The 19,984-nt window shown below is 52.9% G+C and carries 18 protein-coding genes and 2 pseudogenes; 5 read left to right on the forward strand and 15 right to left on the reverse strand.

The annotated features are described in order from the left end of the window. Window positions 1–69: 69 nt before the first annotated feature. From MIH19_RS17090 to MIH19_RS17110, 5 genes are all read left to right on the forward strand, one after another. The gene (locus MIH19_RS17090) at window positions 70–2,901 is read left to right on the forward strand and encodes a molybdopterin cofactor-binding domain-containing protein (protein ID WP_249006010.1); all 2,832 of its coding nucleotides are present in this window, start codon (window positions 70–72) and stop codon (window positions 2,899–2,901) included. A 26-nt stretch (window positions 2,902–2,927) separates the two neighbouring features. Beyond that, on the forward strand, window positions 2,928–3,473 hold the full coding sequence (locus tag MIH19_RS17095) for a (2Fe-2S)-binding protein (RefSeq protein ID WP_249009037.1): 546 nt from the start codon (window positions 2,928–2,930) through the stop codon (window positions 3,471–3,473). A gap of 2 nt (window positions 3,474–3,475) precedes the next feature. Continuing rightward, a complete protein-coding gene (locus MIH19_RS17100; protein ID WP_249006011.1) occupies window positions 3,476–4,687 on the forward strand; it encodes a cytochrome c in 1,212 nt (403 codons plus the stop codon). Window positions 4,688–5,131: 444 nt separating this feature from the next. Beyond that, entirely contained in the window at window positions 5,132–5,353 is a 222-nt protein-coding gene (locus tag MIH19_RS17105) for a ParD-like family protein (protein WP_249006012.1), read from the forward strand. Beyond that, the gene (locus tag MIH19_RS17110; RefSeq protein ID WP_249006013.1) at window positions 5,346–5,636 is read left to right on the forward strand and encodes a type II toxin-antitoxin system RelE/ParE family toxin; all 291 of its coding nucleotides are present in this window, start codon (window positions 5,346–5,348) and stop codon (window positions 5,634–5,636) included. The genes MIH19_RS17105 and MIH19_RS17110 overlap by 8 nt, the downstream gene beginning before the upstream one ends. A gap of 349 nt (window positions 5,637–5,985) precedes the next feature. Here the strand turns inward: MIH19_RS17110 and MIH19_RS17115 are convergent, their stop codons facing one another. From MIH19_RS17115 to MIH19_RS17180, 15 genes and pseudogenes are all read right to left on the reverse strand, one after another. Continuing rightward, window positions 5,986–6,195 carry an addiction module protein gene (locus tag MIH19_RS17115; protein ID WP_249006014.1) on the reverse strand — a complete coding sequence of 70 codons (210 nt, stop codon included), beginning with the start codon at window positions 6,193–6,195 and terminating at the stop codon, window positions 5,986–5,988. A 191-nt stretch (window positions 6,196–6,386) separates the two neighbouring features. Then, entirely contained in the window at window positions 6,387–7,172 is a 786-nt protein-coding gene (locus tag MIH19_RS17120) for a reverse transcriptase domain-containing protein (protein WP_249006015.1), read from the reverse strand. A 34-nt stretch (window positions 7,173–7,206) separates the two neighbouring features. Then, entirely contained in the window at window positions 7,207–8,823 is a 1,617-nt protein-coding gene (locus MIH19_RS17125) for an IS66 family transposase (RefSeq protein ID WP_249006016.1), read from the reverse strand. Window positions 8,824–8,862: 39 nt separating this feature from the next. Then, window positions 8,863–9,231 carry an IS66 family insertion sequence element accessory protein TnpB gene (gene tnpB, locus MIH19_RS17130; protein WP_249006017.1) on the reverse strand — a complete coding sequence of 123 codons (369 nt, stop codon included), beginning with the start codon at window positions 9,229–9,231 and terminating at the stop codon, window positions 8,863–8,865. Then, the gene (locus MIH19_RS17135; RefSeq protein WP_249006018.1) at window positions 9,231–9,551 is read right to left on the reverse strand and encodes an IS66 family insertion sequence element accessory protein TnpB; all 321 of its coding nucleotides are present in this window, start codon (window positions 9,549–9,551) and stop codon (window positions 9,231–9,233) included. The genes tnpB and MIH19_RS17135 overlap by 1 nt, the downstream gene beginning before the upstream one ends. A 733-nt stretch (window positions 9,552–10,284) precedes the next feature. After that, window positions 10,285–11,664 (reverse strand): ATP-binding protein, encoded by a 1,380-nt coding sequence (locus tag MIH19_RS17140; RefSeq protein ID WP_249006019.1) that lies wholly within the window; start codon window positions 11,662–11,664, stop codon window positions 10,285–10,287. Window positions 11,665–11,780: 116 nt separating this feature from the next. After that, the gene (locus tag MIH19_RS17145; protein ID WP_249006020.1) at window positions 11,781–12,980 is read right to left on the reverse strand and encodes a TIR domain-containing protein; all 1,200 of its coding nucleotides are present in this window, start codon (window positions 12,978–12,980) and stop codon (window positions 11,781–11,783) included. Between the two features lie 337 nt (window positions 12,981–13,317). Continuing rightward, window positions 13,318–14,427: pseudogene (locus MIH19_RS17150) on the reverse strand (IS91 family transposase). Between the two features lie 9 nt (window positions 14,428–14,436). Beyond that, window positions 14,437–14,673 carry a tyrosine-type recombinase/integrase gene (locus MIH19_RS22480; RefSeq protein WP_283164063.1) on the reverse strand — a complete coding sequence of 79 codons (237 nt, stop codon included), beginning with the start codon at window positions 14,671–14,673 and terminating at the stop codon, window positions 14,437–14,439. Then, on the reverse strand, window positions 14,586–15,296 hold the full coding sequence (locus MIH19_RS17155; RefSeq protein ID WP_283164064.1) for a site-specific integrase: 711 nt from the start codon (window positions 15,294–15,296) through the stop codon (window positions 14,586–14,588). The genes MIH19_RS22480 and MIH19_RS17155 overlap by 88 nt, the downstream gene beginning before the upstream one ends. A 182-nt stretch (window positions 15,297–15,478) precedes the next feature. After that, a complete protein-coding gene (locus MIH19_RS17160) occupies window positions 15,479–15,847 on the reverse strand; it encodes a DUF3703 domain-containing protein (protein ID WP_249006021.1) in 369 nt (122 codons plus the stop codon). 110 nt (window positions 15,848–15,957) lie between these two features. Further along, the gene (locus tag MIH19_RS17165) at window positions 15,958–16,314 is read right to left on the reverse strand and encodes a cupin domain-containing protein (RefSeq protein ID WP_249006022.1); all 357 of its coding nucleotides are present in this window, start codon (window positions 16,312–16,314) and stop codon (window positions 15,958–15,960) included. Between the two features lie 337 nt (window positions 16,315–16,651). Then, window positions 16,652–17,416, reverse strand: coding sequence for a TerC family protein (locus tag MIH19_RS17170; RefSeq protein ID WP_249006023.1), 765 nt, complete (start codon window positions 17,414–17,416; stop codon window positions 16,652–16,654). 353 nt (window positions 17,417–17,769) lie between these two features. Beyond that, a pseudogene (locus tag MIH19_RS17175) lies at window positions 17,770–18,891 on the reverse strand (IS91 family transposase). Further along, window positions 18,891–19,742, reverse strand: a complete 852-nt coding sequence (locus MIH19_RS17180; RefSeq protein ID WP_249006024.1) for a site-specific integrase — start codon at window positions 19,740–19,742, stop codon at window positions 18,891–18,893. The pseudogene MIH19_RS17175 and the gene MIH19_RS17180 overlap by 1 nt, the downstream one beginning before the upstream one ends. Window positions 19,743–19,984: the final 242 nt, after the last annotated feature.

The following is a 19,984-nucleotide window of genomic DNA, read 5'->3' on the forward strand; positions in this document are numbered from 1 at the left end:
AACGTATGCATGTTGTCAGATCTTATCTATAGTGAGAGTTAGCAATTCGCACCGATGAGAGATCTTGGTATGTCCAGATGGTCACTATCCCGACGCTCCTTTCTCAAAGGAAGCGCTGTTGCGGGCGTAACTGCCTACCTCGCTCCTTTGGGCAGCGATGCCTTCGGCGCCCTCTTCGAGGGTCGCATACTGTCGCCGACCAATGAGGCGTGGCAGCTTGCGGAGGGTAAAATGCGTTTCCGTCTTGACGGCATCGCCAAGGTGACCGGCAGCAAGGTGTTTGCCCGCGATATCCGGGCGAAAGACATGCCCCACTGGCCGGATCAGCAATCCCACGCCTTTATCATCCGTGCGACCCGCTGTGATCATAGCCTCAAGGACATCAACCTGAGCCGTCTGGAGCAGGACGGGTTAATGCCGGATCGCCTCGTCACCGCGGAAGACATGGAACGGGATAAAATCGAAGTACCCCGTTTTTTCGGCCCCGACTTCTTCCTGGCCAAAGGCGACACGGCAGTCTACCTAGGCTATCCGGTAGCCATGCTGATCTACCACGACTTCGCCCGTTACCGGCTAGCCAAGAACCGCATTCGCTTCGCCGATGATGTGATCGTCTACGGCGAGCAAACACCGCTGCCGGAAAAGCCGCCCTACGGTGCCTTCCGCTACATCCGTGTCGGGGGCGAAACGCCCTTCGCAGAAGACACCTTCTCCGCGCTGCAGGAGACCGTCCTCTATCCGGACTTCCGCAAGCGCCACCCGGTGTGGCCTGAAGCACTGGAGAACGGCAAGAATACCGAAAAGGCGATGTTCTACTCCCAGCAACTGCAGGGCAAACTGGATAATGCGCCTGACGACTGGCTGGTGTTCGAGGGCGAATATAACTCCCAGTACACGGACCATTTCGCAATGGAGGCGGATAACGCCAACTGCTGGTTCGACCAGAGCAAAGGCGATATGCACGTGGTCTGTGGCACCCAGTCGCCCCAGGAACTCGTCAAGTGGATGCCAGAACTCTTGTCCAAGAGCACCTTCCAGAGCACGCGTTTCTTCCTGCATCCGGCCTACACTGTGGGCTACGGCTCCAAGGATGCCACCATCTTCCCGTATTACGGGCTGATCGCTGCACTTTACGCGGACGGCAAGCCGGTGCGATTGGCCAACAACCGCTTTGAGCAGTTCCAGGCCACCATGAAACGCCACCCCTTCACCATGAAGAACCGCCTGGCGGTGGATCGAAAGACCGGCAAATTCCAGATTTTCAAACAGGATCTGACAGCCAATGGCGGTGGCCGCGCCAACTTCTCCAACTCTGTGGCCTTCGTAGGCACCACGGCCGCGCAATCAATTTACTACATGCCCAACAGCGATCTGACCGCCACGGCGATATACTCACGCATGCCAGAAGCGGGTTCCTTCCGGGGCTACGGCACCTTGCAGAGCATGTCTGCCACCGAAATGATGGTGGATGAGATCGCCGGCCAGCTGAACATGGACCCCATCGAGCTGCGCCTGCGCAACGTGTTCAAAAGCGGCATGAAGAATACCCAAGGTGCAATTCCGGCCGGCCACCTTCGAGGTGAAGAAATTCTGCGCAAGGCCCAGAAACACGCCATCTGGACCGAGCGTGAGGAACGTAAGCAGGCGTATGAAACCACCCACCCGGAAGAGCGCTACGGGGTCGGGTTTGCGTGCGTGCAGAAAGACTTCGGCCATGGCGCTGAATCCGCCTTCTCCGAAGTTCGCCTGACGCCAGAGGGCCGTATCGAGGTGCGTAACACCGGCGCCGAAATGGGCACCGGCTACTCCACCGGTCAGGCCGCCGTGGTCGCCGCCTGGCTGGGCCGTGCTGCCGATCAGGTACGTACAGCGGAGATGGAGTGGGACGACATGCAGATGTACGACACCATCAGTCCTTACTTCATTTCCCAGGAGGAACAGGACAAGGCCATTCAGGACCCGCGCTGGACGCCGCTACTCTTGCAGGCTTCCAGTGCCAGCAACTCGGCTTACTATTTTTCATTTCCCACGCTGGAGGCGGCCCGGGTCATCTTCCGCCACGGCCTCTGGCCCGCCGCCCAGGAATACTGGCAGCGCGGGATCGGTGGCGGCCAGTCGGCACCCTATGTGGTGCGTGAGGAAAACGCCCGCTGGGAAGCCGGCCACCTGACGGCCCGTGGCATGGAACCGCTGCCCCTGGAATTCCTGGCCAAACGCGCCCACGAGATGGGCCTGGTCACCGGCGTCATCAGCCACGCCTTCAATCGCTGGGCATGGTCCAGGGCCGACTATGAGATCAACGGTCGATCCGAGAACCTGCCCCTCGACGGACTCGCCGTTCAGTACGGTACAGGCGCCACCGACGCCCAGAAATCCCTGATGACCAGCAAGCGGGGCTATCATTTGCTGACCCGCAAGAATACTTATATCCCACCAACCCAGCGCAATAATGCCGGCGTCACCTACTACAGTGCCTGCGGCACTTTCGTGGAGCTGGCCGTGCATACGGGGACCGGCAAGGTCTCGCTACTGAACCATCACACCTTCCTGGAATGCGGTAACACGCTTGTCGAGCAACTGGTGTCCGGGCAGATTCAGGGCGGCACCGCCATGGGTATCGGCCATGCGCTCTATGAAGAAATGCCTCTATACGAAGACGGCCCCGGCAACGGCACCTGGAATATGAATCGCTACCACATACCCCGGGCCAGTGAAGTCGCTGTGTGGCAGCAAACCTCAGAAATCCTGCCGCCGCTGTCGCGAACCGACCCGCCTAAAGGCATCGCTGAAGTGGTGATGATTCCCATCGTCGGCGCCATCGGCAACGGTGTCGCCCATGCCATTGGCCACCATTTCCGCAGCCTGCCCATTACGCCGGACAAGATCAGGGAGGTCCTATGACAACGGAACAGCCCAAAACCGCCACCATCCCGGCGCGTTCACTGAAGGTCACAATTAACGGACAGGCTCAGCCGGTTGAGGACATCCCCGAAGAGCTGATGATGCTCGACTACCTGCACGAATACCGCAACCTCACTGGCACCCGGTTCGGTTGTGGTCAGGGCATGTGTCGCGCCTGCACGGTGATTGTTGACAAGCCCGACGGCAGCAGCGAGGAAGTGCGCACCTGCATCACCGGCGCCCACTACTTTGACGGTAAGAAAATCCGCACGGTTGAAGGGCACGCACAACGAGACGAAGAAGGCCATATCAAAACCCTCTCCACGGTGCAACAGCAGTTCCTGGAGCATTTCTCCTTCCAGTGCAGCTATTGCGCACCGGGCTTCGTCAATGCTGCCACGGTTCTGGTGGAACGCCTGCAGCGGCAGCCGATCGCGCGTTCACAGCTGGAAAACACCATCAGCGAGGCACTGGAATCGCACATCTGCCGATGTACCGGCTATGTGCGTTATTTTGAAGCCGTCCGCGATGCCGTTCTGAAGACACCGGGCACCACCAAAGAGGCGAGCTGATTATGAACTATCGCAGCATCCTCGTAACGGCCCTCGCGCTGGGCCTGAGCACCACCAGTGTCTGGAGCGCGACATCAGACAACAGCACCCTGGAGCAGGGTCAGTATCTCGTCCGCGCTGCTGACTGTGCCGCCTGCCATACTAAGGAAGGCGGTACGCCCTACGCAGGCGGAGCTCCGATAGCAACACCATTCGGGACCGTTTACGGCACCAACATCACGCCCGACAAGGAGTACGGCATCGGCGATTACAGTGCCGATGAGTTCTACCACGTGCTGACTGAAGGCGAGCTGCCCGATGGCACCCAACTCTATCCGGCGATGCCGTACACGGCCTACCACAGCATTGCCCGTTCGGATTCGGATGCCATGTACGCCTACCTGATGAGTCTTAAGCCGTTAAACATTGAGGCTCCGGAAACCGACCTCAGCTGGCCTTTCAGCATGCGCTGGACGCTTAACTTCTGGAACCTCATGTTCGCCGGCGAGAGCCCCGGCGACGCTAAGGACCAATCCGAGCAATGGCAGCGGGGTCGTTATATGGTGGATGTTCTGGGACATTGCGGGGAATGCCATACACCGCGCAACGCCCTGGGTGCGCTGGAACGCGACAATCATCTTCAAGGCGGCGTTATTGCCGGCTATGAGGCCCCCAGCCTGACGCCAGACGAACTCGCCGACCGCGGCTGGACACCCGAGGACCTGCAAACCTTCCTCCGCGAAGGCATGAGCGACCAGGGCACCATGTTCAGTGAGATGTACACCGTCTTTCATCACAGCTCACGCTATCTGCGTGACGAGGACCTGAAGGCCATGAGCCTTTACCTGATGGGCGAAAACCCGCCGGACGCCCGGATCGTAGACGCAGGAAACCGTGCAGGTGCCGACAGTCCTGGCCGTCGCCATTACCTCAACGTCTGCGCCGGTTGCCACGGAGCACAAGGCGAGGGAGTGCCCCATGTGGCAGTTGCCATGGAGGGGAATACCACCTTGCGTCTCGACGACGGCCGTAACCTGGTGAAAGTAATTTACGACGGTATTGGCGCCCAGAAATTCAGTGGCTTCGAGCGCATGCAGGCCATGCCCGGTTTTGCCGACAAGCTGAGCAGTGCGGAAATCGCCGAACTCGTGAACTATCTGCGCCAGACGTGGGGCGGTCTGGATGCGACCATTGATGCCGCGGCCGTGGACGAGTTGACCGCGAAGAACGAATAAATAAACAAAGGGCGCCAATGCGCTGGTTTGTACCGGATTGGATGAAGATCGGCATTACGATTGGGAAAACAGCCATCGGGGTCAGGTCTTGCGTTTTGCCTCTCGAATAATCCGGCTAGTGATTACCCATCAGGCAGTAGACGTGGCATTCCCAGTTGAAGATCTCACACACTTCGTCGAAAACTGACAAAAAAAGCGCGGCGGTCTGGCCATTCCCTGGTTCCTTTCGTGGTTCTAATTGCGGCAGGACAAACTGAGACGATTACAACGAAATGGCAAGGCTGGGGCAAAACGCGAGACCTGACCCCGGCTCTTTTTAACGCCCCGATTTGCGGCTACTTTGTAGCGTCAGCGGAAAAACAGTCCGACAACAGCGCCTTGTTACAACTTGCCTCAATTGTGGCGAATTGCTACAATTGAGGCAACTCAATGCAGGAGGTACAGATGGCTACGAACAGTATTCGCTTAGACCAAAACCTAATTAAAAAGGCCACTATTATAGCCAAAGCGCTTAATCGAACCCCGCCCAAACAAATAGAACATTGGGCAAAAATCGGCGAGATGATGGAAGATAACCCCGATTTACCTTACGAGTTTGTAAGACAGGCCATCATCGCGCAGGCAGAGCGGGACGCCGGAAAGCTGGAGGCCTACGATTTTGGTTAAAGCCACCAGTGTATTACAGACCCCTACATTCAAAAAAGCGGTAAAGAAGCTTAAGCCCAACCAGAAGAAAGACCTTGATTTGGCCGTTAAGGACCTAATGGCCAACCCCAACATTGGCGAGCAGAAGAAAGGGGATCTGGCCTTTCTGCGAGTGCATAAGTTCAAAATGAACAAACAACTGACACTGTTGGGCTATAGTTTTGATGATGGCGCCCTTGTCCTTGAACTCATGGCCCTGGGCTTACACGAAAACTTCTACCGCGATATCAAGCGGGAAGAGTGACGTTGTAACGCCTTAGCTCACGAGCGGCAGCGAAGCTGCTGTCTTGTGCAGCTGATTGTTACGTTCTGGTCTTCCAACGACCTGGGTGTCTGCTGCCGTGTATAACCGCAATGACTTGGACAGTCTGAGCTTCTATCCTGAAGTAGACACCAAAAGGGAAGCGCTTGAGCAGGACTCGGCGGATGTCTTTATAAAAAACTGGATAGAGCAGTGGATTACTTCCAAGATTATCAAACGAAGCACTGACTGAATCAAGGAATTCACCGCCCAGACCAGACATTTGCAGTTGATACCATTCAGCGGCTTCTCGAAGATCTGACTCGGCTTCGTCCCTGAGCCGAACGTCGTATCATAATTCCCTACGCAGAGCTTCCAGGACTCCAAAGGCCGGAGCACCGATATTCCGATCGATTGAGTAGGCTTGAAGCCGCTTGTCTAGCAAGACTTTTTGCTCTTCGGTGATCGCAAGTGAACTTTGATCGACTGCGATGCTATCCCAGAGCTCCTGCACTAGCTGAATACGGTCTGCCACGGGAATCTCTCTCAAGGATTCTTTCATGCCGATTGCCTCAATATGGAACGGATCAACACTCTGATCATACTAGAACATCGGTTGTCGAGGAATGGAACATGGGACTGAAGTTCGTGAGTATGAAAGTAATCAGGATAGGGAGGCACCTCACGGCACCCCTCCCCCCACACCACCGGGCATACGGATCACGTACCACGGCGGTTCGGTTGATTGAGTTGTCAGCAATCCACAAGGTCCGGGAGCCCCATAGAGGCAAAGTACTGCCTCGGCAGGGCCTGCCTTAACCCCGGACTATGGCTCAAACGCCACGGGCCATGAGCAGACTTGGCCGTATTCCAGGCCAGCTTTACACTCACTCCGCGCTTGCGCAACTGGCGGTAACCGGATCGCTCCCATTGCTTTAAGTGATAACACCGGAGCTTGCGACGTACCCACTTTTCCAGATCCCGGATCGGCGATTTCACTTGCGCAAAACCGTAATAGCCTTTCCAACCTCTCAGGTATACCACTAACTCACCCATCACCGTTTGCATGGTACGACCTCGCGTTCGCCGGGTGATAGCTCGAACGCGATACTTGAACTGCTGAATCGCGTCTTCGCTCACCTTGCGTCGCTTTTCCCGATCCCGTCGAGTGAACGTGAACCCCAAGAACACTCGCTCCCAGGGACGACCAACCGCGCTCTTTTCCTCATTCACTCTGAGTGTCAGCCGGCAAGATAAGAAGCCGGTGATGCTTGCCAGTACTCGTTGACCGGACCGCTGGCTTTTGACGTAGATGTTGCAGTCGTCCGCGTAGCGGACGAACCGGTGACCACGTCGTTCCAGCTCTTTGTCCAGTTCATCCAGTAGCAGGTTCGCTAACAGTGGTGACAGCGGGCCGCCCTGTGGGGTGCCTTCCGAGGCCCGAGCCCAGACATTGCCCACCATGGCACCCGCTTTGAGGCAGCTGTTGATCAGTTTGAGTATCCGTTCATCCGTGATTCGTCGCTTCACCAGCGTCATCAGTGTAAGCGCCGCTAAATCGACCCACTTGCTTTCAGTCGATCTGCGGCACTTTTTTTGAAGCCCGCTCCAGATTCACATTCCACGGCAGCAGTGCTTCCAGCTTTTCCAGCGTGCCTGCCTCGGCAATGCGGTCCAGCACATATTGGATATACGCCGAGGGCTCCAGACTGTTTGCCTTAGCGGTCTCGACCAGGGAATAGCAGGTTGCACTGGCACGGGCGCCCCGTGAGGTATCTGCAAAGAGCCAAGCCTTTCGACCTAGAGCGAACGGACGGATAGCGTTCTCGGCCAGCACGTTGCTGATCTGCAGGTCGCTCCGTTCGCAGTAGCCGACCAAGGTGGACCATTGGTTCAGCGTATAATCCATGGCTTTGCGAGTCAGGGTGCCCTTGGCAACCTTGCTGACGTTGGCCTCCAGCCAGGTCTTTAGGGTTTTCAGTCTCGGCACGCTCAGTTCCTGACGGATGCGGTAACGCTCGTCCACACTCAATTCTTTGATCTGGCGTTCGATGGCGTAGAGTTTGTTGATGTGGCTCAGAGCCACATCGGCTTTGGAGGCTTTCGTGGGTTTGCCTTTACCCTGAGGCTTGGCCGCTTTGGTGGCCTCCACATACTTACGTCTCGCGTGGTCCCAACAACCAATCCGGGTGATGTTGTTGTCCCGGCACACCTTGCCATAGCCGGAGTAGCCATCGGCTTGCAGGATACCCTTAAAGTCGTCGAGCAGACGCACCGGCACTTTGCCCGCCCGTGACGGGTCGTATTCAAACAGAACCGACGGTTGCCCTGGTGGGCCACCGCGGGTAACCCACATCCACTTGTCGGACTGCGCCGTTTTACCGTCCTCTTTCAGGACTTGTATTCGGGTTTCATCGGCCTGCAGGTAATCGCTGCTGTTTTGCACTTCGCGCATCAGGTTGATCAGCGGTTTGAACACGTCCTCCAGGCGGATAACCCAGTGTGCCATGCTGGTACGGCTGATCTCATGACCCAGACGTTTGAGCATGTGTTCCAGACGATATAGAGGCAGGCCATCGGCGTATTTCGAGGTGATGACGTAAGCCAGTAATGACGTGGTGGCCGTGCACTTGCCTAGCGGGTGAATTGGGCGTGCAGCAGCGACTAAGCGTTCTTCACCGTTGTGTTCGAACACCGCTTTTTCCTGCCAGTATTCCAGAACTTTAAGCTGAGCCGGGATGAATTGCAGTTCTTCTTTGACCTTGGTGAAGAAGGTCTTGCTGGCGCCGGCCTTGTCTTCGTCGCTGAGGGTCAGTTCGATGCGCTCACGCAGCAGTTTGTCTGAAAAGCCACGCTGGCGACGTTTGCGAGAGGCCGGTGGTGCCTCTTCTTCTTTGACATCGTCTGGTAGCTGATCGCGCAGGTCATCGATCTCGGCTTCCAGCTCCGCTTCGTCGAATAAATGGATTTGGTGTGTAGACTTCTCACTGCTGGCGCCGAACTGCTGAATCCGTTTCCAGCGCAGCAGTTCTTCGAGTATCTGAATGTACTGATCGCGCTGTTGAACGGCTGCCTTCTTGGCAGACAATTCTTGCTGAAGGCCTTCGACCACCGACAGCAATTCAGCGGCCGTTAGGCCGCTGATATCGGGTGCTTTTGAAGGGGTTTCAGGCTTTAATTTCATGAACAAATTATAGCAAAAACAACGCATTGAAGCACGTAAAAAGACTTAAATAACGGCCTCATAATGCAGAGTTTTATGGCCTTTCAGCAGTGCAATATCGTAGCCGTCCAGCAGCCAGTTAATCTGCTCGCCGGTCAGTACCATTAACTCATCTGAGGCTTTCGGCCACTTGAATTTCTCCTCGGCCAGGGCTTTGTAATAGAGGACAAAGCCGTTGTCTTCCCACATTAAACACTTGATCTTATTCCGCTGCCGATTGGTGAAGGCGTAAAGCGCACCGGTGAACGGGTTATGGCCCAACTCCTGCTCAACCAGCACCGCCAGGCCGTTGGCCTGTTTGCGGAAATCCACCGGTGCCCGATATAAATAAATCTCTGGCAACGACAAGGACGGTCGCAAATACCGGCGGCGCATTACAGCTGCCTCAAAACCACAGCCAACAACTCGATGTTGCCAGCGTGCAAACCCGTGATGGAAACGCCGCCGGGTAAGGAAACAGTCAAACCATCGGAGTCGCCACTACCAACGTCGGACGCAGGAACCACGCGAGTGAACCCTGTGGTTGCCGGCGCCGGCTTCGGATAACCTTCTGCAGAGCTGAGTTTTTGACGCCAATAAACAAATTGATGATAAATCAGGGACTGCTGTTTGCAGTAAGCGCTGCCGGACAAGTCTGTCGCTTCCCAGTCGTTAATCTGTTGTTGCCAGAAGTGCACTTTTTCGGTCGGGGTCATACTGATTCCTCGTGGAATGAATGAGGCGTTCAGTGTGTGCAATTGCCGAGCTGGGGTGTAGGTGCTGATTTATGGGCGCTTACGTTCCATCAGTCGATCGTGAACAACCGGAGTGTCTTCTCTATCAGATCCAGCCACCACTTCACCCCCTGTTTCCAGGGTCAGCGTTTGCTGTTTTTCTGGTGCACTATGGGGTCTCATCACAACAGTAACTGCTCTCTTCTTTCAAACCCCTGTTCCAAGGGGTACCGTTCGGGCCTTCCCATAGACATTCACTACTGAAAAAAAAATCAGTCGAGTAATCACCGGTACTATGCCCTCTGCTGACTTCTCCTGTGCGGTCGAGAGCGATTGCTCGCTCCCCAGCGGTTTTCAACTGCACGCAGTTTCCCAGCGCAGCAGCAGGAGATCTCCCGGGGTAAGACACTTAACTTTCATCGCGTAGACGCTCAATTTATAAAACATATCCCAGTTGCAGATGGAGGGCTTGGCAGTCACGTGCCCGCTGGCCCCGAATATGTCACACCTCATATTGAGTTCTTGTTCATCGCCCCGCGATTTCGCGTTGGGCTTCCTCCAGACCTCCCTCACGGGTTTAGCCCTTGCCCTTTCGCTAACCTTCGGCCCTGCGAATACCTGGTATCGGGACTTTCACCCAACTAGTTAAGTGCCATGCCCGGCACACACGCTGAGCGCACCGGCGCACTTTAGTGCGTCCGAGTGACGCGATTTGTTAGACACTTTTTGTTCGCCACGCTGATGCCGGTCCTTTTCGTTCAGGTATCGGCTCGATCAAGTTTCGATCTTTTAAGCGGAGGAAAACATTTTTCATAGTATTTTCGCTTTTTATTCCGGTAATATCACGAGCAATACGATTGGTGATCTCCCCATGATCCTCCAAGTATTCCAACACCAACTCTTCTGGCGATGCCAGCGATTCATGGGGTATTATTACCAGTACTGAGTTTTCCTTCTCATTCACAATGGGAGGCTTCAATCTCAATGCTTCCATTGCACTAAATGCCGTGTTTAAACCTTCACCTACGTCTTGGTTGGGAGGGTTCGGAAATTTATTTATCAAGCTGACCAGCATTGGATTACGAGAAGCTTGTGCATCCAAAATATTTTCTGTAGTCACGTGGCCAGGAAGTCTTCCAGGGCTCTCAACTTCGATGCGGTTATCAAAAACTCTAACCTGAACATCCGTGGCTATACTATAATCTCTATGTAAAATAGCATTCGTAATTATTTCATGAAGGGTTTCATGTGGGTAAGCAACCGGTTCCATACCTTTTGAGCCGAGCCTTTGTATTTTCTCAACAATTTTTACGGTCTCTTCGACTGAGGAATAAATTACATTGTAGTTGTCGCCTTCGATCGTTAGCGGGACCCCATCAAGAAACTCTCTTCCAATATCTTCCGTCTTCGTTCGGTAACGCATTATTTTAACGCTGCATCGTTTTGGAAGATAGATTGCGGGCTCATCACAGAAAAGAAGAATGCCACATACTTTGCATTGCCCCTTTCTAATAAGCTCCTTATTATTTAAATAAGTTAAAGGCTCAGCGCTAGGCACAACATTCATCATAAAGTTTATAATAGAAATGCTATTTTCTATTTTTTGTAGGTCTACGTTTACCCATTCATCTTCAAAAGTAACAACACCCTTATCAAGCTCAAGCTGCCTCAACTGCTCATCAGTTTTTATTTTTGCCTTTCCGGCATTCAAACGAACAAATACATCGCCATTACTTGACTTTACTATTTCCTTTACCTTTTTCACTGCAACGTGCAATACATACCCATCGAATCCAACACCGTTGAAATATTCAAATTGTAAATGATTGCCAAAAGGATGCGCCTGAAACAACGTTTGAATAATATCGTTTGCAGCTTCTACGTCTTCAAATCCATTCCACTCTCTGGCTTTTTCCTCTCCAACCTCAGAAATTCCAACGTATATGTCTCCTCCACCTGCATTTGCGAACGCAGAAACCGTTTCTGAGAGCTTTGCTGGCTTGATTTCTTTTGCCTTTACATCGTTCAGAAAGCCTTCTTCGACATATATTATCTGTTCTGCCTGCTCTCTATCGATTTCGTAGACTGGGTACATTACGCCTATCCCCTAGGTTTATTTTGCATGTCTAACGCCGAGCTTTGCGGCTAATTTGGAGCGAAGCGGAAAATTTGTCCGACAACAGCTCATTGTTAAAAAATGAGCCATGAAGACTACTCTGGACTAGGATAACCAATCGTCTTTCCCTTCGGCACGGCATACTTGATCGTGTCACTACTCTCTGGCCTTAATTCAATTTGTTTCTCAGGAACATGCCATTCTCTAGAGAGTGTTTCTTTAAGGGTTTCCAATGAAAATTCCCTGAACGATAGCTTCCACATATTACTGAAGGAATCCTCTTCCGCATCAATTAAGAGGTCCTGACCTTTAACTAAAATCGCCTCAATAGTTGGAGGATCTTTCTTCTGAAGGTCAAGATCGACAACCAAAATTTCCGGATTTGAGTTAGGGATAACAGGAAGCTGATCTTTGTAAGGCTGAAGAACGCGCTTTATGAAGCTTATTGACTCTGAGTACTTTTCAACAGATTGAATTTCAAGCAACTCATCTAAGCATCTACTTTTCAAACTGCGACCTCGAAACTCTCCCTTCGAGTCAAAATAAACCTCATAGAACATCCCATTTATTAAATGCTCTGCAGCTATCTGCCGAAGTGCCGCCATTTCCCTCCGCAGATTATCCAGTATATCGTTTGCTTTTTTTTCTCCACCACACGCTGTTTGGTATATATTCCGACCAAGCACGAATAATTCATCGTCACTCAGAGCGTCTAGATCAAGCTTGAATATCTTGTTAATTGCGGGATTCTGGGTATACCAATTGCTGGACTTCAAATCCACAATGATTTCAGATATGGCAGGGTACTCTACAAGAGGAAAATCTATATCGGCTTTGGCAGTATTGGAATAATTAAAATTTTCCTCTACCTTCAGAGTAACTCCGCTATCCTTCAATTTATTAATTATCTTGTCACCGAGCTCCTCGGGCGAAAGACTACGTAAGCTAATATAGCCGGTGGTTTTCAGCAACCCCGGTATTTCGACACTTTCATCAAACATCGCCGGCAGGATATATTCTTGACTTTCGGTAAAAGCACGAGCCTGCGCACTTTTGCGTTCGTGATTAGTCCATAACTTTTCTTTGTAGGCTTCAGATACGAACATAACGGTGTATAAGGCTCGGTTTTGATATATATCCGTTAAATATGTATATAGATCCTTCCCCCAAAGTTTGGTTTCTTCAAACTTATCGTAGAAAACCTCGACACCATTTTCACGTAGATGGGTCGCGACACGATCGACATAATCCCTATCTTCACCAGCGAACGACAGCGCAATATGGTACTTGCTCACAGAATCTCCTTTTTTGTATTTCTAACACCTAAGCATTTAATGGTCGTGCGCAGCATGACCTTTAAATGTCTGTTGGACTAAGCCGCCAACGCCGCAGCTATCGAACGATGCTTAAGGATAAAGTAATTTGGAGGCGAAGCCTGAACGGTACATCTGGGGCCCGGTACGAAGCAATGCCGGCGGGTTTTGGTCTCATTCGATCCTTCATGAGGCGGTTCCTTGTTGTGACTACCCTCAGATTACCCCTCGTATACCCCTTTTTCCAGCGTTCGCCCGCAGAAACGCCCAGCTTCTTTAGAATGGCTGCTTTCCAAGCACCGAACCAGACGGAGATGGGTTACCCCGTTAGGATCATCGCTGGTCTAAATCGTGGAATCTGACGAATCATCCGAACCACACCGCTGTCACAGAGAAGACACGGCCAGCATCGCTGAGACACCGGGTTCTCCAGTGTCGCTTCTGGTTTGGGCGGCTGCGATAAACAGTGCCGGATAACCGCCAGTTTGCGGCGTCGAGTGCAGTTGCTCAGGTAGCCAAAATGACGAATTCGCATGAAGCCTTTGGGCAGAATGTGCATCAGGAATCGCCGTACGAACTCCTGGCCATCCAGCCATTGAGTCTTCAATCGGGAATGATCCCGATAATCCTTATAGCGGAAGGCGATCCGGTCATCCTCCATCGTCAACAAACGCCCATTACTGATGGCAATCCGATGGGTATAGCGCGCCAGATAATCCACCACGCTCTCGGCCTGGCTCAGGCAGTGTCGGGTGTAGACCACCCACTCGTGTTGCATCAGGCCGTCGAGCACACCGTCAATCTCACCGCTGCGGGTCACCCGGTGCAGTTCGCCTGCGTTCACCGACGCTCTCAGCAACAACACCATTCATCCTCGAAAACGCCGGGATAAGGCCCGTACCGGGAACAGGTAGTGGCTTTTGGCTTTGTGCCAATCACCGGTGCCAGTCAACACTCCCCCGGGGATCAAGCTATGCACGTGCACATGACGGCTCAGGTTCTGTCCCCAGGTGTGGAGCACCGCCGTCATACCCAGTTCGCCGCCGAGGTGCCGAGTGTTGCGCCCAAACTGTTTAAGCGTGTCCCAGACGGCGGCGAACAGACAGCGATAGATCACGTCGGGATGGAGCTGAACCCAGCCGTTCAAGGTGTGAGGTAGCGTAAACACCAAATGGAAGTAAGGCACCGGCAGTAACAGGGAGCGCTGACGTGCGCTCCATTGTTCAGTTGCATGGCCCTGGCATTGCGGACAATGGCGATCCCGGCATCCGTAGTAGCAGATGGAGCGGGCCTGGCAATGATCACAACGCATGTCCATACCGCCCATGCGGGCGGTTCGGCAATCCGTTACCCGGGCGCAGACCTTGCGACGGTGGCTGTCCAGTGTTTGATCCGGAAGGAAGCGTTGCAGAATACTCTGGACGCTCAGTGTGAGCCGTCATCCTGCACCTCCAAGACTGGCGATCAGGTCCGCGGGGCCACGGTTCTGAGGCATTACCCCTGGCAGCCAGTGCAAGTAGCGTTGGGTACTGCGCAGATCGCTATGGCCCAAGAGCCGCTGCAACTCATGAAGGGGAACGCCCTGTTCTAACTGATGGGTGGCATAGGCGTGGCGTAGGGCATGAATGCCTCCGCCCTTAAGGATGCCACTGACGGTCTTGGCTTGGTGGTACACCTTCTGAGGCGTGGTGGGGTGATATGAAGGTGCTGGTCCGGTAACAAGTTGCTGGAAAATAACCACGTCATGGGCTGACAGGCCCGCCAATACTGACGAAGCACCCGGAGTACCCCAGGTGCCAGGGGCACCATCCGGTCTTTGGCTCCCTTGCCTTGAGCCACTCGAAGCAGGTGACGTTCACCATCAATGTCTTTCACTTTCAACGCGACCGCTTCGCTGACGCGCAAACCGCATCCATAGGTAACGGATAACAGGGCTTGGTGCTTGGGGTTAAGAACAGCGGCCAAAAGGCGCGCGACTTCCTGGCGTGTCAGTAATTCTGGAATACGCTGAGGTCGCTTGGGCAGCACCAGGGTTACATCGAAGTGCGCCCAGTGCAGCACCTTCAGATACAGAAACCGGATGCCATGGAGGTAAACACGGCAACTGGCCGGTGACAGGGAACGCTCCTGCACCAGATAGTTGAAAAAGACTTGTAAGTCTTCAACCTTCAACTGATCGGGCGAGCACCGATAATAACGGGCCAGCGCGGTGACGACGTAAAGATAGCTGTGCTGGGTTCGGGGGGAAAAGCCATGTTGGCACATGGCCTGGATCATGGTCTGACGTAGTGGTGTCATGACGGACTCTCCTCTTCTGAATAGCCCACTCGGGCTACTCAAAAGTATCCGTCAAGACACCCAATCTTGCAGGAAATGATCAGGCGTAGTCGCTACCGCGAAGCGGTTTAGTTCAACGCGGAGCGCACCTGTGGCCTTTACAGAGCAGAGCGGCGTAAAGGACATCCGTGTGACGCGTATGGTTATACACCGGACTTGGCCTTTTGAATCAAAATGGCCAACTCCGGCGCAATTGGCATTTTCTTGAACGGGCTGACATTAGCTCCGCCAGTATTGCCTTGAGGTACCAACCCGAATGCGGTTTTAGTCGCAGCGCCGACAATGCCAAAAAACTGACCTAGTGCTTCTCGGGCTGAACCGTTACGAGTAGCCCATACCAGCATCAACACGTGGACCTTGACGTGCCAGTACGTTGATTCTTGTCCCAGCACATGCGCCCGTTCCAGATGGGTAAATTCTTGCTGAAGATCACCGGCTGACCTTGCCCGCTTAGCATTCGCCAGCTCGGTCTCGACGCAGGAAGCTATTCGCTGTGTAAAAGTACGTTGCATAAAGACCTCCTCGTAGGTGTATAACGTAAAGTTAAGGGACTCGCCCGCTTCTGGGCGAGTCCCGCTCGAACGCCGAGTTAGAACTAGCTTGGGCACACATTTGAGAGCGTCTATTTTTCAGCCAACGCAAAACCCGCGTTGCCAGATGCAACCACTGAGACAAATACAAACGGCACTGAACCAAAATTCAAAGCACCATGCACTTGCCCAGGTTTTGCTATGGCAATATCTCCAACCTTTAGATGAGCGACTATGCCGTCCCCTTGGTAATATTCAGCTTCTCCAGAGATAACTGTCCAAGTATCTTGGCCGTGCGGATGTATATGAGCGGCTATTTCTTGCCCAGGATGGGCATGCCAAACAACAACTGCTGACTCTTTTGTTTCCAGAACCACTGAACGAATTGGTTCGCCATCAGATGGACGAATATGTTTTTCTACCGAAAATATTCTTGATTTCATTTCCAAATCCTTTCCAAAAATCTAAATGATTTTAAAGTTATTACTGAACAACTGTATCCGAGAGTTCTAACGAGGCTGTAGAAAAACCCTCGAGTATTTTTTGATGACGCTCCTACGTAAAATCTGGGTGTGTTTTCGATGATAGGTCCTCCAGATTTTAAGAATAGGCGCTATTTTTAGATCGTTTATTGATCAATTTCAGATCGAGGATTGTCTTCGACCTTTTTCTACAGCCTCAACGCCTAGCTCACCGGCCCATATTGCGGAGAGCGTTTTGTGTAAAATGGAGCGCAGCGACTACACAAAACGAGCGTAGCAATATGGGTTCGCGTGCAGCTATTTGTTAGGCATTTTCATCTTCAGTGATTTTTTTTGCCAGCTGTATTGTCTCAACAGCTTTTGCCCTGCGATTTCTTATTTTTATGTTGAGCATCTCTACGACGAAGGAAAAGGCCATAGCAAAATAAACGTAACCTTTTGGTATATGAACATCGAACCCCTCCGCAATAAGAGTGAACCCTATCAGCATCAAGAAAGACAGCGCCAACATTTTTATTGTAGGATTCGCATCTACAAAATCACCTATTGGTTTGGCGGCTACAAGCATAACGCCAACCGATGCAACAATTGCTATAACCATTATGCTTAGATGATCAACTAACCCTACAGCAGTTATTACCGAATCAAGTGAAAACACAACGTCAAGGATAGCAATCTGAATGAGGATTGAGATAAACCCGGAGGCTACAAGCTGCGCCTTAGATGCTTCTTGTATTTCAAAACTACCGTGTATTTCGTGTGTGGATTTTGCGAGAAGAAAAAGCCCGCCTATAACTAGTATGATGTCTCTTCCAGATATTTCATTTCCGAAGGCAATAAATAAAGGCTCCACCAGGCCCATAACCCAAGCCAAGCTGAAAAGCAATAGTAACCGAGTGCCCATCGCTAAGGATAGACCAATCTTTCGAGCTTTAGCCCGTTGTTTTTCTGGCAATCTACCAACGAGTATTGATATAAATATAATATTGTCTATTCCAAGAACAATCTCCAATGCCATTAGGGTTGCTAATGCTACCCACGCCTCTGGACTTGCGATCCATTCAAACATTCTTTTTTACTCTACATTTGTGTGAAATTACGATTGCCTAACACCTAAGCATTTAATGGTCGTGCGCAGCATGACCTTTAAATGTCTGTTGGACTAAGCCGCCGGCTCCGCAGCTATCGAACGATGCTTAAGGATAAAGTAATTTGGAGGCGAAGCCTGAACGGTACATCTGGGGCCCGGTACGAAGCAATGTCGGCGGGTTTTGGTCTCATTCGATCCTTCATGAGGCGGTTCCTTGTTGTGATTTCCCTCAGATTACCTCTCGGATACCCCTTTTTCCAGCGTTCGCCCGCAGAAACACCCAGCTCCTTTAGAACGGCTGTTCTCCACGCGTCGAACCAAGCGGGGATGGGTTAGCCCGTTGGGATCACCGCTGGTCTAAATCGTGGGATCTGACGAATCATATGAACCAGACCGTTGTTACAGAGGAGGCACGGCCAGCATCGCTGAGACGCCGGGCTTTCCAGTGTCGCTTCTGGTTTGGGCCGCTGCGATAAACAGTGCCGGATAACCGCCAGTTTGCGGCGTCGAGTGCAGTTGCTCAGGTAGCCAAAATGGCGAATTCGCATGAAGCCTTTGGGCAGAATGTGCATCAGGAACCGCCGCACGAACTCCTGGCCATCCAGCCATTGGGTCTTCAATCGGGAATGATCCCGGTAATCCTTATAGCGGAACGCGATCCGGTCATCCTCCATCGTCAACAAACGCCCATTACTGATGGCGATTCGGTGAGTGTAGCGAGCCAGATAATCCACTACGCTCTCGGCCTGGTTCAGGCAGTGTCGGGTGTAGACCACCCACTCCTGTTGCATCAGGCCGTCGAGCACACCATCAACCTCACCGCTGCGGGTCACCCGGTGCAGTTCGCCTGCGTTCACCGCCGCTCTTAGCAACGACACCCTTCGTCCTCGAAAACGCCGGGATAAGGCCCGTACCGGGAACAGGTAGTGGCTTTTTGCCTTGTGCTAATCACCGGTGCCGGTCAACACTCCGCCGGGGATCAGGCAATGCACGTGCACATGACGGCTCAGGTTCTGTCCCCAGGTGTGGAGCACCGCTGTCATACCCAGCTCGCCGCCAAGGTGCCGGGTGTTGCGCCCAAACTGGTTGAGCGTGTCCCAGACGGCGGCGAACAGACAGCGATAGATCACGTCGGGATGGAGCTGAACCCAGCCGTTCAAGGTGTGAGGTAGCGTAAACACCCAATGGAAGTAAGGCACCGGCAGTAACAGGGAGCGCTGACGTGCGCTCCATTGTTCAGTTGCATGGCCCTGACATTGCGGACAATGGCGATCCCGGCATCCGTAGTAGCAGATGGAGCGGGCCTGGCAATGAACACAACGCATGTCCATACCGCCCATGCGGGCGGTTCGGCAGTCCGTTAGGCGGGCGCAGACTTTACGACGGTGGCTGTCCAGTGTCTGACCCGGAAGAAATCGTGCCAGTATGCTTTGAACGCTCAGTGTGCCCGCCATCACGCACCTCCGAGACTTGCGATCAGGTCTGCGGGTCCTCCGTTTTGGGGTGTAACGCCGGGCAACCAGTGCAGATACCGTTGAGTGCTGCGCAGATCGCTGTGCCCCAAGAGCCGTTGCAGCTCATGAATGGGTAAGCCCCGTTCCAGCTGGTGTGTGGCGTAGGCATGCCGCAAGGCATGAATGCCACCGCATTTTTCAATGCCACTGGTTGTCTTGGCTGTGTGGTAGACCTTCTGAGGCGTGGTGATATGAAGGTGTCTGTCCGGGAGTAAATCGCTGGGAAATAACCAGAGCATGGGATGGCGAATCTGCCAATAGCGACGGAGCGTCTGGAGTAACCCGGGTGCCAGGGGCACCATCCGGTCTTTGGCGCCCTTGCCTTGTTCAATCCGCAGCAGATGGCGTTCACCATCAATGTCTTTGACCTTCAACGCGACCGCTTCGCTGACGCGCAAACCGCATCCATAGGTAACGGATAACAGGGCTTGGTGCTTGGGGTTAAGAACAGCGGCCAGAAGGCGCGCGACTTCCTGGCGTGTCAGTAATTCTGGAATACGCTGAGGTCGCTTGGGCAGCACCAGGGTTACATCGAAGTGCGCCCAGTGCAGCACCTTCAGATACAGAAACCGGATGCCATGGAGGTAAACACGGCAACTGGCCGGTGACAGCGAGCGCTCCTGCACCAGATAGTTGAAAAAGACTTGTAAGTCTTCAACCTTCAACTGATCGGGCGAGCGCCGATAATAACGGGCCAGCGCAGTGACGACGTAAAGATAACTGTGCTGGGTTCGGGGGGAAAAGCCATGTTGGCACATGGCCTGGATCATGGTCTGACGTAACGGTGTCATGACGGACTCTCCTCTTCTGAATAGCCCACTCGGGCTACTCAAAAGTATCCGTCAAGACACCCAATCTTGCAGGAAATGATCGGGCGTAGTCGCTACCGCGAAGCGGTTTAGTTCAACAGCGTGTTAGATAGCGATCTTCATTATTGCGAAAAACTGACCGCCGCATAACACGCAACCCTCTAACGACGAATTTTTTACTTTTATCCATAAATAACAAATGCTTAATAAATACAAGCTGAACA

The sequence above is a fragment of the Marinobacter sp. M1C genome (assembly GCF_023314135.1).
Classification (GTDB): Bacteria; Pseudomonadota; Gammaproteobacteria; order Pseudomonadales; family Oleiphilaceae; genus Marinobacter.

Coding starts and splice junctions, on each gene's coding strand:
- MIH19_RS17115 (WP_249006014.1), bottom strand. CDS start 6,195: ATGAAAGAATCCTTGAGAGAGATTCCCGTGGCAGACCGTATTCAGCTA.
- MIH19_RS17105 (WP_249006012.1), top strand. CDS start 5,132: ATGGCTACGAACAGTATTCGCTTAGACCAAAACCTAATTAAAAAGGCC.
- MIH19_RS17180 (WP_249006024.1), bottom strand. CDS start 19,742: ATGACACCGTTACGTCAGACCATGATCCAGGCCATGTGCCAACATGGC.
- MIH19_RS17155 (WP_283164064.1), bottom strand. CDS start 15,296: ATGACACCACTACGTCAGACCATGATCCAGGCCATGTGCCAACATGGC.
- MIH19_RS17170 (WP_249006023.1), bottom strand. CDS start 17,416: ATGTTTGAATGGATCGCAAGTCCAGAGGCGTGGGTAGCATTAGCAACC.
- MIH19_RS17100 (WP_249006011.1), top strand. CDS start 3,476: ATGAACTATCGCAGCATCCTCGTAACGGCCCTCGCGCTGGGCCTGAGC.
- MIH19_RS17140 (WP_249006019.1), bottom strand. CDS start 11,664: ATGTACCCAGTCTACGAAATCGATAGAGAGCAGGCAGAACAGATAATA.
- MIH19_RS17120 (WP_249006015.1), bottom strand. CDS start 7,172: ATGACGCTGGTGAAGCGACGAATCACGGATGAACGGATACTCAAACTG.
- MIH19_RS17135 (WP_249006018.1), bottom strand. CDS start 9,551: ATGACCCCGACCGAAAAAGTGCACTTCTGGCAACAACAGATTAACGAC.
- MIH19_RS17160 (WP_249006021.1), bottom strand. CDS start 15,847: ATGCAACGTACTTTTACACAGCGAATAGCTTCCTGCGTCGAGACCGAG.
- MIH19_RS17090 (WP_249006010.1), top strand. CDS start 70: ATGTCCAGATGGTCACTATCCCGACGCTCCTTTCTCAAAGGAAGCGCT.
- tnpB (WP_249006017.1), bottom strand. CDS start 9,231: ATGCGCCGCCGGTATTTGCGACCGTCCTTGTCGTTGCCAGAGATTTAT.